Below are 15,121 nucleotides of genomic sequence, written 5' to 3' on the forward strand. Positions count from 1 at the left end.
GCGTTCCGGGCTGACCTGCGGGAGCCGACGATCCGGATACAGTCGGCGGGGTGCGTACCCAACGGAAGCTTTTCGCCCTGTTCGCCGCACCCGCGCTGGTCCTGGTCGGCTGCGGTTCCGGCCCCGACCAGCCACAGACCGTCGCTGCGGATTTCGCCGACGCTCTCACCCGCGTCGATGTCGCCGGGGCCGCCGCACTGACCGACGACCCCGCTGCCGCTACCGCCGCCATCGACCAGCTCTACGAAGGTCTCGGCAAGGACGTGAAGTTCGAGGTCCGTTCGACGGAAGGAGATGACTTCACGCTGGCCGCGACCTGGAAACTCGGCAAGGGCGGGGCCGGGCAGTGGAGTTACACCACGGCGGGAACCGCTGACGAAGACGACGGCTGGAAGATCCACTGGGATCCGGCGACGATCGCGCCGGGACTGACGATGGGTCCGCTCCGATACACCCCGGTCGCTCCGGCTCCGGCTCGGATTCTGGATGCCGCCGGGGGCGAATTGATGACCCAGCAGGTGGTGACGCTGGTGAATATCGCGCCCGGCGCCGATCTCGCCGCCGTCGCACCGGTGCTGTCACCGCTCGCGCCGGGCCTCACCGCGCAATCGCTGCAGGCCGATCTCGCCGCCGCCGAGGGTGCGCCGATCACCGCGATCACCCTGCGCGCGAGCGATATCGAGCCGATCGCGGCCACCCTCGCCGCCATCCCCGGAGTCACCCTCGCCCCGCAGACCAGGTTGCTGACCACCGACAAGGCGTTGTCCTCGCCGACGCTGTCGGGGCTGGCCGACGTGTGGCAGTCCGCCGCCGAGGTGGCGACGGGGTGGTCGGTGCGCACCGTGAACCCCGATGGGGCCGAGCGCGTCGCAGGCCAGGATCCGCGACCGACCCCCGATATCCGGACCACCCTCGATCTCGGATTGCAGCGCAATGCCGAGGCCGCGCTCGCCTCGATCGCGCAACCCGCCGCGATCGTGGCGCTGCAACCCTCCACGGGCAATGTGGTCGCTATGGCACAGAACGCCGCGGCCGACGCGGCGGGGCCGATCGCGCTCACCGGCCTGTATCCGCCGGGGTCGACCTTCAAGACGGTGACGGTGTCGGCCGCGTTGCAGGCGGGAGCCGTCACTCCCGACACCGTGCTGCCCTGCCCCGGTGTCGCCGATATCGAAGGTCGCCGCATTCCCAACGACGACAATTTCGATCTCGGTCCGGTCGCGTTGCACACGGCGTTCGCCCGGTCGTGTAACACCACGATGGCCGCGCTCGGAGTGGGACTGCCGCCGAACGCGTTGACGACGGCGGCCGCGCAACTCGGTCTCGGCATCGACTACCTCACCCCCGGCCTGACCACGGTGACGGGGAAGGTGCCCGCCGCCGAGATCCCGGCCCAGCGGGTCGAGTCGAGTATCGGGCAAGGACAGGTGACAGCGTCACCGTTCGGTATGGCGCTCGTCGCCGCCTCCATCGCGCACGGATCTGTTCCCGCACCGGTGTTGATCGCCGGGCAGCCGGGCGTCGCCGATCGAACACCGCAGCCGCTGCCCGCGGGCACCGCCGATCAGCTCGAGACGATGATGCGCGAGACGGTCACCGCCGGCACCGCCACCCAGCTGGGCGATATCCCTGGATTGCTCGGCAAGACGGGGACCGCCGAGTACGGCGACAACACCCGCGCGCACGGCTGGTTCGTCGGTATCGACGGTGATCTCGCGTTCGCCGTTTTCGTCGGCGACGCTGGCAATTCCGGGCCCGCGGTGGAGGCCGCCGGACGCATGTTGCGCGCGCCGCGCTAGCGTTGCCGAACATCGCGCGAGACCCGCTGGGGAAGTAAACACACAGTGTCGTCACCGCGTGCGACGGGTCGCTCCGGAGGCGGCCCGAAATATCTCCGTGCTGACGCATGGCTCGGCCCGTAAGCCAGCTACACTCGTCGGCGGGCCGCGTACGCGGTCAATATGCGGGATGTCACGATTTCGAGAAGGTTCGGAGTAGGCGCCATCGATACCGGTCAGTTGATCGCGGAGCATTACCGCCTGGTCGAGCGGATTGGTAGCGGCGGCACAGGCGTGGTTTGGCGTGCCGTCGACGAACGGTTGCAGCGCTCGGTGGCGGTCAAGCAGATCCATATCCAGCCGAGCCTGCCCGAGGCCGAACGCGATGTCGTGCGTCAGCGCGCGATCCGCGAGGCCAGGAACGCGGCCAGGTTCCAGCATCCGAACGCGATCGTGGTCTTCGACATCACCGAGCACGACGGCGATCCGTGCCTGGTGATGGAGTTCATGAAGTCCAAGAGCCTGGCCGCGGTGCTGTCCGCCCAGGGCACCCTGCCGTTGACGCAGGTCGCGCGGATCGGCGAGCAGGTGGCTTCGGCGCTGATCTCGGCGCATCAGGCGGGCATCGTGCACCGCGACGTGAAGCCGGGCAATATCCTGCTCGACGACAACGGCACCGTGAAGATCACCGACTTCGGCATCTCGCGCGCGACCGGTGACGTCACGCTCACCGAAACCGGCCTGATCTGCGGCACCGCCGCCTACCTCGCCCCCGAGGTGGCTCGCGGCTCGGATCCGACCCCGGCCGCCGACGTCTTCGCCTTGGGCGCCACGCTCTTCCACGCACTCGAGGGCGAACCGCCCTACGGCGCGAGCGCCAATCCGCTCGCGGTGCTCTACGCCGCGGCCAACGGTCAGGTGAGCGAACCGCGAAACGCGGGCGCCGCGACCGATTTCCTGCTGCAACTGCTCAGTCCGGACCCCGAGAACCGGCCGACCATGCGGGTGGCCCGCGAGCAGCTCGCCGCGCTGGCGGATTCCGGATCCGCACCGGCGCACGCCGGATTCGTCCCGGCCAGTGAGGCTTTCGCGCGCAGGCAGATGGGACAGCAGGAAGCGGCGACCCGCGCGCTGCGTTCCGCTCCCGTCGCCCCGGCGCCGCACCAGCCCAACGAGTGGCACAACAGACCCGCGCCGCACCCGACGCGCGGTGGTACACATCCGAATACCGCCGCCCATCCGCGGACCCAGGCCCAGCCGCGACCGCAGGCGTCACGCAAATCCGGCGGTAAGCGCAACGCCGTACTGATCGGTGGTGCGATCGGCGCGGTGGTGGCCGTCATCGCGCTGGTGATCGGTGCGATGAGCCAGTCCGGTTCGAATACCCCCGGGCCGCAGGCCGCCCCGCCCTCGGTGACCACACCCTCGGCCAGCGCGACGACCCAGACCGCGGCCCCGCAACTCGGTAAGACTCCGAGCGTGGGAACGGTGGAATTGGGTCCGGCGGGTGAGCTGATCGTCGACTTCTACAGCAATCCGGGCGGATCCTGGTCGTTGCTGACCCCGGCCGCGCAGAAGCAGTACGGCAGCGAACAGGCGTTCCGCCAGTATTGGGGTTCGCGCACCATCGATACCTTCGCCGATATCAACGGCGCCAACCGCGGCGCCTACACCGACGGTTCGCTCGATATGCGGCTTGCGCAACTGACCGTGGACGGACAGACGACCTCGATGATGCTGCACGTCGTCAGCGGTGGCAGCGGCAGACTGCTGATCGACAGCGAGACCCGCCCGACCGTGGCCTAGCGCGGCGGTCGGGCAGATCCGATCACGCCATCGCGAAACGCAACAGCGCCTGCTTGTCGCCCTGCTTGATCTTGCCCTTGCGGTTCAGCACCTCGAGTTGCCAGACGGGGCCGTTGCGGAAGGCGCGCGCGACCGCGTTGGCGTTCTCGTTGCCGAGCAGCGACGGCCAGATATCGGCGACCTGCTGGCTGTTGCCGCCGGTGGCGTCGTAGACCTTGAACGAGATGTTGTTCGCCTTCTCGAACGAGCTGCCCTTCTTGAAGGCGGCCGCGACGAAGATGATGGCGTCGATGCCGCCGGGTACGTCCGCGAAGGTGACGGTGACGGTCTCGTCGTCGCCGGAGGCCGCGCCGGTCTGCTCGTCGCCGGAGTGCAGGACAGAGCCGTTGCCGAGCGGATCGAGCGAGTCGAGACCCGCGAACCGGACCGGCTCCGCGCCCTGCATCAGTATCGCGATCAGGTCGAGGTCGACACCCTTTTTCCGGCGCGCCCACCCGAGCGCGCCACCGCTGGTACCCGCCGACGGATCCCAGCTCACCCCGACACTCAGTTTGGTGATGCCGGCGAGATCCGCGGCGCCGTCTTCTTTCTTGAGCGTGATCATGGCATCAGAATACCGGCGCTGCCGAATTGCCGTGTGGCGCAAAATAACTGCCGGAGGCACGCCGACCGCTCCCGCCTCGGCTGAGATCCAGGTCACCGCAGCGCGGCGCAGGCCGACCGGGCCGGAAACCCGATTGATGCCGACCATTAGGCTGGTACCGGACAAAGAACCAGCACAGACAGGACAGCAGACCGATATGACACCCCGCATCGAGCTCGCCCGCGTTGATCTGCGCGGTCGCACTCCCTCCGCTGCCGAGCTGCGCACCGCGCTGCCGCGCGGGGGGGTCGACGTGGACTCGGTACTGCACCACGTGCGCCCGGTGGTCGAGGCCATCCGGGATCGCGGTGTTTCGGCGGCGCTCGAATTCAGTGAGCGGTTCGACGGCGTGGTCCCGGCCTCGGTCCGGGTTCCGGCCGCCGAATTGGCACGGGCCCTGGATGAACTCGATCCGGCCGTGCGCGCGGCGCTCGAGGTCGCGATCGAGCGGACCCGCAAAGTACACGCCGACCAGCGCCGCACCGATACCGTCACCGAGGTGGTGCCCGGCGGCACCGTCACCGAGCGGTGGGTGCCGGTGGAGCGCGTCGGGCTGTACGTGCCTGGCGGCAACGCCGTCTATCCGTCCAGCGTCGTGATGAATGTGGTGCCGGCGCAGGCCGCCGGTGTCGATTCGCTGGTCGTCGCCTCACCCCCGCAGGCGCAGTTCGGCGGGCTGCCGCATCCGACCATCCTGGCCGCGGCCCGGCTGCTCGGGGTCGAGGAAGTGTGGGCGGTCGGCGGTGCGCAGGCCGTCGCGCTGCTCTCCTACGGCGGCACCGACACCGACGACGCCCGGCTGGAACCGGTCGACCTGATTACCGGACCGGGCAATATCTACGTGACCGCGGCCAAGCGGTTGTGCCGCGGGTTGGTCGGTATCGACGCCGAGGCGGGCCCGACCGAGATCGCGATCCTGGCCGACGCCACCGCGGACCCGGTGCACGTCGCCGCCGATCTGATCAGCCAGGCCGAACACGATGTGCTCGCCGCCAGCGTGCTCGTCACCGACAGCGTCGATCTCGCCGACGCGGTCGATGCCGCGCTGAACGCGCAGATCACCATCGTCGAACACGCCGAGCGGGTCCGCGCGGCGCTCACCGGCGCGCAGTCGGGCACGGTCCTCGTCGACGATATCGAGCAGGGGCTTCGCGTGGTCAACGCCTACGCGGCCGAGCACCTGGAGATCCAGACCGTCGACGCACCCGCCGTCGCGGCCAGGGTGCGCAGCGCGGGCGCGATCTTCGTCGGCGCGTTCGCGCCGGTCAGCCTCGGTGACTACTGCGCCGGGTCGAATCACGTCCTGCCCACCGCGGGCTGCGCGCGGCATTCCTCCGGTCTGAGTGTGCAGACCTTCCTGCGCGGCATCCACGTGGTGGAGTACACCGAAGCGGCGTTGAAAGATGTCGCGGGACATGTCGTCGCCCTGTCCACCGCCGAGGATCTGCCCGCGCACGGACAGGCCGTCACCGCGCGATTCGAGGCGCTGTCGTGAGTGCCGAGCTGACGGTTCCCGGCTCCGCCATCGGGCTGGACGATCTGCCGCTGCGGGAGAATCTGCGCGGCAAGAAGCCCTACGGCGCACCGCAATTGACGGTGCCGGTGCAATTGAACACCAATGAGAATCCGCACCCGCCGACCCGCGCGCTCATCGATGACGTCGCCGAATCCATCCGGGTCGCCGCCGCCGACCTGCACCGCTATCCGGATCGGGACGCGGTGGCGCTGCGCGGTGATCTGGCCGCCTACCTGACCACGCAGACCGGCGTCGCGGTGGACACCGCCAATGTCTGGGCGGCCAACGGCTCCAACGAGATTCTGCAACAGCTGTTGCAGGCATTCGGCGGACCGGGCCGCAGCGCACTGGGTTTCGTGCCCTCGTATTCGATGCATCCGATCATCTCCGAAGGCATCGACACCGAATGGATCGAGGCGAAACGCAGCGCCGATTTCACCCTCGACATCGACTACGCGGTAGCCGTCATCGCCGAACGCCGCCCCGACGTGGTATTCGTGACCAGCCCGAACAATCCGACCGGGCACAGCATTCCGTCCGCGGATCTCGTTCGCATCCTCGAGGCCGCGCCCGGCATCGTCGTCGTCGACGAGGCGTACGGGGAATTCTCCGCCGAGCCGAGCGCCATCGCGCTGATCGACCGTTTCCCCGCGACGCTGGTCGTCACCCGCACCATGAGCAAGGCCTTCGCCTTCGCGGGCGGACGCCTCGGATATCTGGTCGCGGCCCCCGCCGTCATCGACGCGCTCCTGCTGGTGCGGCTGCCCTATCACCTGTCGGTGGTCACCCAGGCCGCCGCGCGCGCCGCGCTGCGACATGCCGACGAGACTCTCGGCAGTGTCGCCGAATTGGCCGCGCAGCGCGATCGCGTCGCCGCGGCACTGACCGAACAGGGTTACGACGTGGTACCGAGCGACGCCAACTTCGTGCTCTTCGGCCGTTTCGCCGACGCGCCCCGCGCCTGGCAGCGCTACCTGGACGAAGGCGTCCTGATCCGCGACGTCGGTATCACCGGCTACCTGCGCGCCACCATCGGCCTCGCCGCCGAGAACGACGAATTCCTGCGCGTCAGCGCGAAATTGGCCTCGGCGGAACTCACTCCACGATGAATCAGCCCGAAACGACCGACCGTGTCAGCGAGGTGTCAGCATGAGTAGGACCGCGCGGGTCGAACGCGTGACCAAGGAATCCAGCATTCTGGTGGAGCTGGATCTGGACGGCACCGGCAAGACCGAGATCTCCACGGGCGTCCCCTTCTACGATCACATGCTGACCGCACTCGGGGCGCACGCGAGTTTCGATCTCACGGTGCGCGCGGAAGGCGATATCGAGATCGAGGCCCATCACACGGTCGAGGACACCGCGATCGTCCTCGGGCAGGCCCTCGGCCAGGCCCTCGGCGACAAATCCGGGATCCGCCGCTTCGGCGACTCCTTCATCCCGATGGACGAAACCCTCGCCCACGCCGTCGTCGACGTCTCCGGGCGGCCCTACTGCGTGCACACCGGCGAACCGGATCACCTGCTGCACGCGGTGATTCCGGGTTCCGGCCCCGGAGCGCCGTATTCCACCGTGCTCAACCGCCACGTCTTCGAATCGATCGCGCTCAACGCCCGCATCGCGCTGCACGTGCGGGTGCTCTACGGCCGCGACCAGCATCACGTCACCGAGGCCGAATTCAAGGCCGTGGCACGGGCATTGCGCGCCGCCGTGGAACCCGACCCGCGAGTCAACGGCGTTCCATCGACGAAGGGGACGCTGTGAGTAGGACATCGGTCGCACTGCTCGACTACGGTTCCGGCAACCTGCACTCCGCCGAGCGTGCGCTGGTCCGCGCGGGCGCGACGGTCGAGGTGACCGCCGATCCCGAGATCGCCTTGGCGGCGGACGGTTTGGTAGTTCCCGGCGTCGGCGCGTTCGAGGCGTGCATGGCGGGGCTGCGCGCGGTGCGCGGCGAACGCATCATCGGCCAGCGGCTCGCGGGCGGGCGCCCGGTGCTCGGCATCTGCGTCGGCATGCAGATCCTGTTCGAACGCGGTGTGGAATTCGGCGTGGAAACCGAGGGCTGCGCCGAATGGCCCGGCACCGTCGAACGCCTCTCCGCGCCTGTTCTCCCGCATATGGGCTGGAATACCGTCTCGGCCCCCTCCGACAGCACCCTGTTCGCCGGCATGGATAAGGACACCCGCTTCTATTTCGTCCACTCCTACGCCGCCCAGACCTGGGATCTGCCACCCAGCGAACATTTCGCCAGCCCCCGCCTCACCTGGGCCGAACACGGCGTCCCCTTCCTGGCGGCGGTGGAGAACGGGGTGCTGTCGGCTACCCAGTTCCACCCGGAGAAATCCGGCGATGCGGGGGCGCAGCTGCTGCGTAACTGGGTTGCCTCGCTGTAGGTCCAGCGGTCAGGACGCCCTCGCCGAACACGGTGGCCGGCGGTTTCGAATTCGGGTCACCCGCCGAGAAGTCCCGACCGTCGTCCACTCCACGTGACGACCACCTGATCCCGGGCGCGGCTGGCCGCGACGTAGAGCAGCGATCGCTCGCGTAGCCGTGCCTCGTTCAACTCTTCCTCCGGCACCCCGTGCAGACTGGCTTTGGCGGGCACGTTGGTTTCGTCGAGACCGGCGAGGATCACCCGCGAGAACTCCATGCCCTTGGAGCGGTGCATCGTCAAGACCTGGACGTGGCCGGGAACGGCCTGGTTCTCATCGAGCGCACGGGCGCTGATGCCGCGTTCGGCGAGGGCGCGGACGAACTGGCTGCGGTTACCGACGCCGCGGGTGAGCACGGCGATGGTGGAGGGGTCGACCGCGGGGTCACCGAGCCATTCGTTGATCTGGTCCGCCACGACCTCGAGTTCTTCGGAGGCGGAACCGCACTGCCGCAGAATCGGTTTGGGGCCGGTACGGGCCGAGCGGTAGTCGAGTGCGAATTCGCGGCCTTCCTCGAGATCGTGGTATTCGGCGCCGCTGAGCACTCCGACGGCGAACGCGAGATTCTGCGCGGTGGTCCGGTAGTTGAGCGTCAGTCGCCGGGAACGGCCGACGATCTTGATGCCGAGGCGGCCGAGTACGACCGGCTGGCCGTAGATGCGCTGGTGGGAGTCTTCGGCGATGAACAGGTCATCGGGACCGTCGGCGACCAGCGCGCGCAGCATCAGCCAGTGGGTGGCGTGCAGATCCTGCGCCTCGTCGACGATGACGTGGTCGGCGAGGTGATCGGAGGCGTTCGCCCGCTGCCGCAGATATTCGGCCGCGATGGCCAGAATCTCCGGGAAGCTCAGCGTTTCGTCCATGCGGCTGCGGCGCCGGAACGCCTCCATCAACTTCCACACCGCGATCCGTTGCGGTCGCGAGAGCCGGACGCCCCGGCCCGCGCGGGCGACCCGCGCGTACTGCTCGAGCGTGGTCACCTTGTTGGCGAGGACGACCGAGGTGTACTCGGTATCGAGGAACCAGGTCGTGGCGAGGCGAGGTTCCAGACCACTGTCGATGGTGTCGATGAGTTCCCGCCACACCTGGTCCTTCTTGGTGCGTGCCACCGGCACCTCGGTGTGCACGCCGAGCACCGCCTCGGTCGCGGGTCCGATGTCGTCGGCCTGGCGCACGATGTCGTTGGCCAGCTTGTCGATTCCCTCGACGTAGATGCCGGGTTCGCCGAGCCTTGTCGCGATCCTGATATCGGGATCGAGGGCCAGCAGATCGGTTTCGAGGTTCTTCGCGAGTGTCTTGTTGAACGTGGTCAGGACGATTCTGGCATCGGGGTGGCGAGCGAGGAGGTTGCGTGCGCGGTGGATGGCCACCACGGTTTTGCCGGTGCCCGCGCCGCCGGAGAGTCGGAACGGCCCGCTGTAGCTCTTCTCGGCGTACTCCCGCTGCTCCGGGTGCAGGAAGACCCGCCAGGCCGCGAAGTCGCCGCCTTCGATGACGCGGCGCAGTTCGTCACTGCCTTCGATATAGGTGAACTGCATCTTCGAGGCGGGACGGTCGAGTGCCTCGATGATCCGGTCGTCCTCGTCCACGGTGGTATCGACCGGCGTCTCGGTGAACCGGTACTTGTCCCGGATATCGTCGATGCCGGTGCCGCAGCCCAATTCGAGCAGTGCGTCGGCCTGCCAGCCGACGACGTCGGCGGCGATGTCGTTGAGTTCGAAGTCGTCCGCGGCGGCGAGCGCACGTCTCGCCAGCGTGGCATCCATGCCGAGCTGGTCCGTGAGATCGGTCATCGTGAATCCGGCTTCCGCGAGGAAGCCGCGTTCGTCGGCCGGTGCGGCGGGTCGCGGGGCGGCTTCGGGAACCGAATCCTCGACCGTCTCGGTGATGACGCCTTCGAGAATGCCGTTGACGGGATTCACCCGCAGGACAGCGCGTTCGGCGAGGGAGTTCGCGACGTCGTGCTTCCATGTCCCCATGTAGACGTAGGTGGTCCCGCCTTCTTTGGGGTCCACCCGGAACAGTACGGCGCGGTGGTTGTGATCGACGCGGCCCGTGCGCACACGCCGGTCCACGGCACTCTTGATCGGTTCGATGTGCAGGCCCGGGCTGGTGTCGTCGGTCTGTAGTTTGTCGAGGAAACCGAATACTCGCTGAACCAGCGACCCGTCGAGTTTGGCGAGCGCCTTGCTCTGGTTCATCATGACGATGTTCGCCATCACATCACTCCGTTCGCGGTCAGGGCCGCCATGATCGGTGCCATCTCCGGCGGGCAGACCGTCCAGCCCTGGTCGGCCAGCGTAGTGGTCGCGTCATCGCCGCCGTCGAACAGCACGCCGACGCGGGCGCTCGGCCAGGCGATATCGACGACGTCACCGTCATCGGTCTCGAAACCCTGTGCGGGCAGCGGTACTCCGGCTTCGGCCAGGGCGCGGACGAGGGCCCGCTCAGCATCGGAGATGCTTTCCGCGTAGAGCGTCTGCCATTGCGGGCCGAGGGCGTCGGTGGCGGTGTCGGCTTTCGGTTCCGGCGCGGTGGGGTCACCGGCGAGGAGGTTTCTGGTCGTGACGAGATGGGCGTCGCGGAGGCCGAACCAGTTCGACAGGCGCAGCCATTCCCGCCAGGCCGCGCCGTCGTTGGCGCCGACCGCGTCGTCGCGATCATCGAGAACGAGGACGGCGGAGACGGTTTTGGTGTCGGGCCGCATCGATACGGTGACGGTCAAGGGCCCGTCGGTGTAGGAGCCGCAAGCATGGGTGCCCGGTGGGATCGAGGCGTCCCTGCCGTCGATGAGGTCGAGTGCCCATTCGGCCAGGGCGGAGCCGTCGCCTCGCACCCGGTTGTCGCGCATGAACATCAGCGGCAGCCAGTAACCGACCTTCGCCCAGTCCTCGACATCGGGATCGACCAGGAAATGGAACAGTTGAGTGATCGGATCGGCGTCGAGAAGTTTGAACACGGCGGGCCGTAGATTGCCCTGTCTCATGACGAGCGTGGACATCTTCTCGGTATGCCACGACGGCGCGACCTGCTTCTTCGATTCGAAGCGTTCCAGATCCTCGTGACCGAACGACCACACCATGATTCCGCCCGACCGGAGAATGGCGCGCTTGTGCGCGTCGTCGGCGACCCGATTGTTGCCGGGCACGGCGTGATACTTCCGCCCGTCGGCGAAGAGGGCGATCACCGGAATTTCGGGGTCGGTGGTCTTGAGTTCGAAATCGGGCACGCTGTTGCCCATCTGCATCTGCGGCGTCAGCGTCCAGGTACGGGTCTTGCGGCCGGGCACGGTGATCGTGGCCTTATTGGCATAGGTGCCCGGTGTCTCCCTGATCGTCGCGCCGAGCGTGCTCAGCCGGTCGAGGAACGCCCGATAGAAGCGGCGCTCGAGCGGAGATTCCTTGCTGCCCAACGGTTTCGCAGGAGTCTTCTCGACGATCGACCGGGACCATTCCGGCCATGACGGCGCGGTGCTTCTGGCGTCGAGAATCGAATCGAGGATTTTCGCCGCGGTTTTGCGGGAGACCTTGTCGAGTTCGTTCGGCGGGGTGAACGGCAGCAGGCAGTTGTGGCACGCGAGCCGTGATTCGGTGGCACACGTGCAGGCGTGCAGCACTTCGCGGGCGGCGGTCAGGACGGACCACACTTTCAGCGGGTCGGCGAACTCGGCGAGGTAGCCGGTACCGCCGGGCACGGTGTCGTGGATGAGCAGCGCCTGCTGGTCCGACGCATACAGGGCGTCGGTGATGGCCACGACGTCGAGGTGCTCGGGCGCACCGCCGATCACCTGACGCAATCCGAGCAGAATCGCCGCGCTCAGACTCGGGTAGGCGTAGGAGTCGTAACGCAGTTCGGGCGGGACGTGCAGCAGCACCGCCTGGGTGCGCAATGTGCGCGCCAGCGCGATATCGCGGACGTGGCGTTCGTCTGTCGCCTTGCGGTACTTGCACCAGCTGCGGTGTTCGTAGGCCTCGTTCCGCCCCGCCACCCGATCGAGTTGGCCGCAGCCGGAGCACACGCGGAACAGACCCGTCGTGACATCGTGGCCCGCGATGGTGCGTCTGCTGCCCTGCGAGGTCCGCTTACCCATATTCAGCCAGCGAATGTCGATGCGGCGCAGGTATTCCGCACCGAAGTCGTGATCGGTGGCGAACCACCGGCGGGTGATATTGCCGGGGTCGATATCGGCCGCGGTGACGATGGAGTACATCTCGCGATGGCGTTCGTCGCGGGAATCGGTGATCGCCGCCTCGTCGCGGCGGACCTCCGCCGACACCTTCGACATCTCCACCACCTGCACCTGCTGGCTGACATCGGCGATGGCGCCGTCACCGCAGCGCGGGCAGCCGCCGCGATGCCGGGGGGTCTCGCCGCCCGCGCTGATATCGGCCCAGCCGCATTTCGGGCACAGCCGCCAGGTGTGGATATTCGCCTCACCCGGGCCGAGGTCGATGGCGTCGATCCGCACGGCCAGGCCCTGGGCGTAGAAGGTGGAGCCGGGGGCCAGTTCGGTCAGTGCGACGCGGGCTCCGCGCCGGTAACTCTCGGTGTCGCCGTGGTATTCGTTGCTTTCCGGGTCGATCCAGGTGATGCCGACATCGAGGGTTACCGAATCGTCGAGCAGCGTGTAGTTCGGCAGCACGCCGTAGCGTTCCAGCACACCCACCCAGTGCTCGTTGGTGAGGTCGCTGATGTGTTTGCCGATCAGCCGCAGCGTGCCGCGTGCCGACCGCAGATTGCGCCGGTCGTCGTCGGTGGCGGCGGGGGAGTTGGCGCGCTGCTCGAATTCGGGGATCGCGGTGTCCACGGCGGTGCGCCGGTCGGTGAGTTCGCTGATGTCCCGGTTCCAGCGGTGCACGGCCTCGCGCAGGTGCTGGGCCATCGCTGACGAATAGGGGGCGCCGGGTTCGCTGTCCTCGCCCGGAGTCGCCCAGGCGCGCAGGTCATCCCGTGTTCCCTCATCGAGGAGGTCGCCGAACTGGGTGAGGAAACCGTCGAGGAGTTCATCGGCCTTCGCGTCGGCGGTCTGGATCAGTCTGGCCATCCAGGTGTTCTCGTCGAAGCTGCCGAGCACCGCGCGGGCGTCGATCGGATCCTGCGCGCCTGGCTGGCGTCCGAGCCCGTCGATGACGTGCGCGACGTACTGGCGTTGCAGGATCTCCTCGGCGGTGAGGAATGTGGCGGGCGGGCGCACCTCGCCGGAGATGACCGAGAGCGGACTATAGAGTTTGGGCAGGTGCTCGCCGCGCCCGCGCACGAAGGCCAGGGCCAGCGAGTTGCCCGTGAGACGTCCCGCGCGGCCGACGCGCTGCAGGTAGGAGGCGACGGTGCGGGGCATGGAGCCGAGCATGACCGTCGAGAGGTCGCCGATATCGATACCCATCTCGAGCGTGGGGGTGGCGACGAGGACGTTCGGCGCGGTCGGATCGGCGCTGCCGTTCTTGAACTTCGTCTCGTATTCCAGCCGCATCGTGGTCGGCAGCAGCGAGGTGTGTTCGCGCGCGACCACCCGCTTCATCTCCGAGCGATCGTAGAGCCTGCGATAGAAGTTATCGGTCTTGTAGGCCCTGCGCAGCGCGCCCGGGCAGCGGGTGAGCAGGCAGGGAGCGCCGTCGAGCTGGTCGACGACGGCGGCGCTGCCGGGATTCTGCGTCTGGCACACACCACACACCAGCAGATGTCTGCCCGCCTCGAGGTCGGCCAGTGTCGGCGCGCCGACGAGGATGCCGTCCTCGCTCAGCTGGTAGGCGGTCAATGATTTCTCGGTGCCGACCGTCGTGACGATGCGCTGTTCCGCCAGCACGGTGAACAGCGACCGGGCCAGGAACCCGCCCTCGAACGGCGACACCCCGAGGCATCGGGCAGCCCACCGGGCATACCACGACGCGGGCGCGGTGATCGGGTCGAACCCCTCCGGGATGGTGCGCGCGCCGAGTGCGGGAAATGCCGGGGCGGGACGGCCTTTCGGGAAGGCGGGCATACCTTCGCCCCTCGGCCTGCCGCCCCACACCCAGCGTCGGTTCGCGTCGCGCTGCACGAATTTCTCCAGCCACACGTGGCGGATGGCGCCCTGCGTTCGCATTCGCTCCGCGGTGCCGCGCACCCACTGCGTGACGGCCGCCCCGTCGGGTGCGGAGAACGCCATCTGATGCTCGGCGCCCTCGAGCGCTTGCCGACCGAGTCCCGCCACGCGATCCGGTGACCCGAGGTCGACCTCGGCGACGACACTGCCGGTGAGTTCGAGGGTTCGGCCGAGCCGCGACTGCAGCCCGAATTCGAGGTCGATGTCGAACTGCACGCGGCGTTTGACCTGGCAACGCCTTGCGCCGTTCGTCGGCGGGTTTGTCCCGCTGCCAGAACGCGGCGAACTCGTCGTGTTCGACGATGTCGGGGGCGAGCAGGTGGTAGCGGCGGGCCGGGTCGTCGCCCGCGCGGTCGATCACCGCCTCGCACAGTTCGGTCAATGTCAGCATCGCCGTACCGGATACCTTGTCGCCCAGCGCGTTACGCAGCGTGGAACGCAGGCTGAGGGTATGCGAGCGCGCCTGTACGAAACCGGCCCGGTGGGCGGCGTCCTGCACGCTGTCGGTGAACATGAGCGCCTTTTTCTCGTCGGCGTCGAGTTCGGCGTCGCCGAACATATTCGACAGTGCCACCGACAGTTGCGTCGCGACCGCGCTGCCCAGGAAGCGGGGTGATCGATCTCGATGACGACTTGCTGGCGAAGGCGGCAAAGGAGTTGGGGACCGCTGACGAAGAAAGACACCGTTCACGCCGCTCGACGCGTCGCGCTGCGCCAGAGTTCCGCGCGGAGCCTGCGTGCCATGATGACCGGCGACGCCGACGGACTAGGTTCTGTCTCGAAGTGGTGAGGGTGGGTAGATAGCCTGCTCTCACCAGTGGCGGAGCCACTGGTTTATGACGGCAACATGGACCGTGGCCA

10 protein-coding genes and 1 pseudogene are annotated in these 15,121 nt (G+C 68.0%); 8 read left to right on the forward strand and 3 right to left on the reverse strand.

The genetic code is table 11. The features are described from left to right. Positions 1-50 precede the first annotated feature (50 nt). Complete coding sequence (locus ABZS43_RS33380; RefSeq protein ID WP_355039987.1) at positions 51-1,799, forward strand: penicillin-binding transpeptidase domain-containing protein; 1,749 nt, start codon at positions 51-53, stop codon at positions 1,797-1,799. 162 nt (positions 1,800-1,961) lie between these two features. Beyond that, positions 1,962-3,584 (forward strand): protein kinase, encoded by a 1,623-nt coding sequence (locus ABZS43_RS33385; protein WP_355039988.1) that lies wholly within the window; start codon positions 1,962-1,964, stop codon positions 3,582-3,584. Positions 3,585-3,606: 22 nt separating this feature from the next. On the opposite strand, the gene ABZS43_RS33390 is transcribed toward ABZS43_RS33385, so the two are convergent. Next, positions 3,607-4,188: a TerD family protein gene (locus ABZS43_RS33390; protein WP_355039989.1), complete on the reverse strand. Its 582-nt coding sequence runs from the start codon at positions 4,186-4,188 to the stop codon at positions 3,607-3,609. 196 nt (positions 4,189-4,384) lie between these two features. Between ABZS43_RS33390 and hisD the strand changes: the two genes are divergently transcribed. The 4 genes from hisD to hisH are packed head-to-tail and all read left to right on the forward strand — an operon-like array spanning position 4,385 to position 8,139. After that, the gene (hisD, locus tag ABZS43_RS33395; RefSeq protein ID WP_355039990.1) at positions 4,385-5,722 is read left to right on the forward strand and encodes a histidinol dehydrogenase; all 1,338 of its coding nucleotides are present in this window, start codon (positions 4,385-4,387) and stop codon (positions 5,720-5,722) included. Further along, positions 5,719-6,852, forward strand: a complete 1,134-nt coding sequence (locus ABZS43_RS33400) for a histidinol-phosphate transaminase (RefSeq protein ID WP_355039991.1) — start codon at positions 5,719-5,721, stop codon at positions 6,850-6,852. The genes hisD and ABZS43_RS33400 overlap by 4 nt, the downstream gene beginning before the upstream one ends. 40 nt (positions 6,853-6,892) lie before the next feature. Next, a complete protein-coding gene (gene hisB / locus ABZS43_RS33405; RefSeq protein ID WP_355039992.1) occupies positions 6,893-7,507 on the forward strand; it encodes an imidazoleglycerol-phosphate dehydratase HisB in 615 nt (204 codons plus the stop codon). Continuing rightward, positions 7,504-8,139, forward strand: a complete 636-nt coding sequence (gene hisH, locus ABZS43_RS33410; protein ID WP_355039993.1) for an imidazole glycerol phosphate synthase subunit HisH — start codon at positions 7,504-7,506, stop codon at positions 8,137-8,139. The genes hisB and hisH overlap by 4 nt, the downstream gene beginning before the upstream one ends. A 56-nt stretch (positions 8,140-8,195) precedes the next feature. On the opposite strand, the gene ABZS43_RS33415 is transcribed toward hisH, so the two are convergent. Continuing rightward, a complete protein-coding gene (locus ABZS43_RS33415) occupies positions 8,196-10,397 on the reverse strand; it encodes a 3'-5' exonuclease (protein WP_355039994.1) in 2,202 nt (733 codons plus the stop codon). Then, positions 10,397-14,476, reverse strand: a complete 4,080-nt coding sequence (locus ABZS43_RS33420) for a Zn-binding domain-containing protein (RefSeq protein ID WP_355039995.1) — start codon at positions 14,474-14,476, stop codon at positions 10,397-10,399. Before ABZS43_RS33420 ends, ABZS43_RS33415 begins: the two co-directional genes overlap by 1 nt. Here ABZS43_RS33420 and ABZS43_RS33425 point away from each other — a divergent pair. After that, the gene (locus ABZS43_RS33425; protein ID WP_355039999.1) at positions 14,463-14,876 is read left to right on the forward strand and encodes a hypothetical protein; all 414 of its coding nucleotides are present in this window, start codon (positions 14,463-14,465) and stop codon (positions 14,874-14,876) included. The genes ABZS43_RS33420 and ABZS43_RS33425 overlap by 14 nt on opposite strands. After that, a pseudogene (locus ABZS43_RS33430) lies at positions 14,828-14,996 on the forward strand (type II toxin-antitoxin system VapB family antitoxin); the annotation flags it as partial. The gene ABZS43_RS33425 and the pseudogene ABZS43_RS33430, both read left to right, overlap by 49 nt. Positions 14,997-15,121 lie beyond the last annotated feature (125 nt).

It is taken from the genome of Nocardia sp. NPDC005366, assembly GCF_040606855.1.
In the GTDB taxonomy this organism is placed as follows: Bacteria; Actinomycetota; Actinomycetes; order Mycobacteriales; family Mycobacteriaceae; genus Nocardia.

What these genes read in the sequence shown, in the direction of transcription:
- ABZS43_RS33385 (WP_355039988.1), top strand. Translation starts at nt 1,962, where the DNA reads ATGCGGGATGTCACGATTTCGAGAAGGTTCGGAGTAGGCGCCATCGAT.
- ABZS43_RS33390 (WP_355039989.1), bottom strand. Translation starts at nt 4,188, where the DNA reads ATGATCACGCTCAAGAAAGAAGACGGCGCCGCGGATCTCGCCGGCATC.
- hisD (WP_355039990.1), top strand. Translation starts at nt 4,385, where the DNA reads ATGACACCCCGCATCGAGCTCGCCCGCGTTGATCTGCGCGGTCGCACT.
- hisB (WP_355039992.1), top strand. Translation starts at nt 6,893, where the DNA reads ATGAGTAGGACCGCGCGGGTCGAACGCGTGACCAAGGAATCCAGCATT.
- ABZS43_RS33415 (WP_355039994.1), bottom strand. Translation starts at nt 10,397, where the DNA reads ATGGCGAACATCGTCATGATGAACCAGAGCAAGGCGCTCGCCAAACTC.
- ABZS43_RS33425 (WP_355039999.1), top strand. Translation starts at nt 14,463, where the DNA reads ATGTCGAACTGCACGCGGCGTTTGACCTGGCAACGCCTTGCGCCGTTC.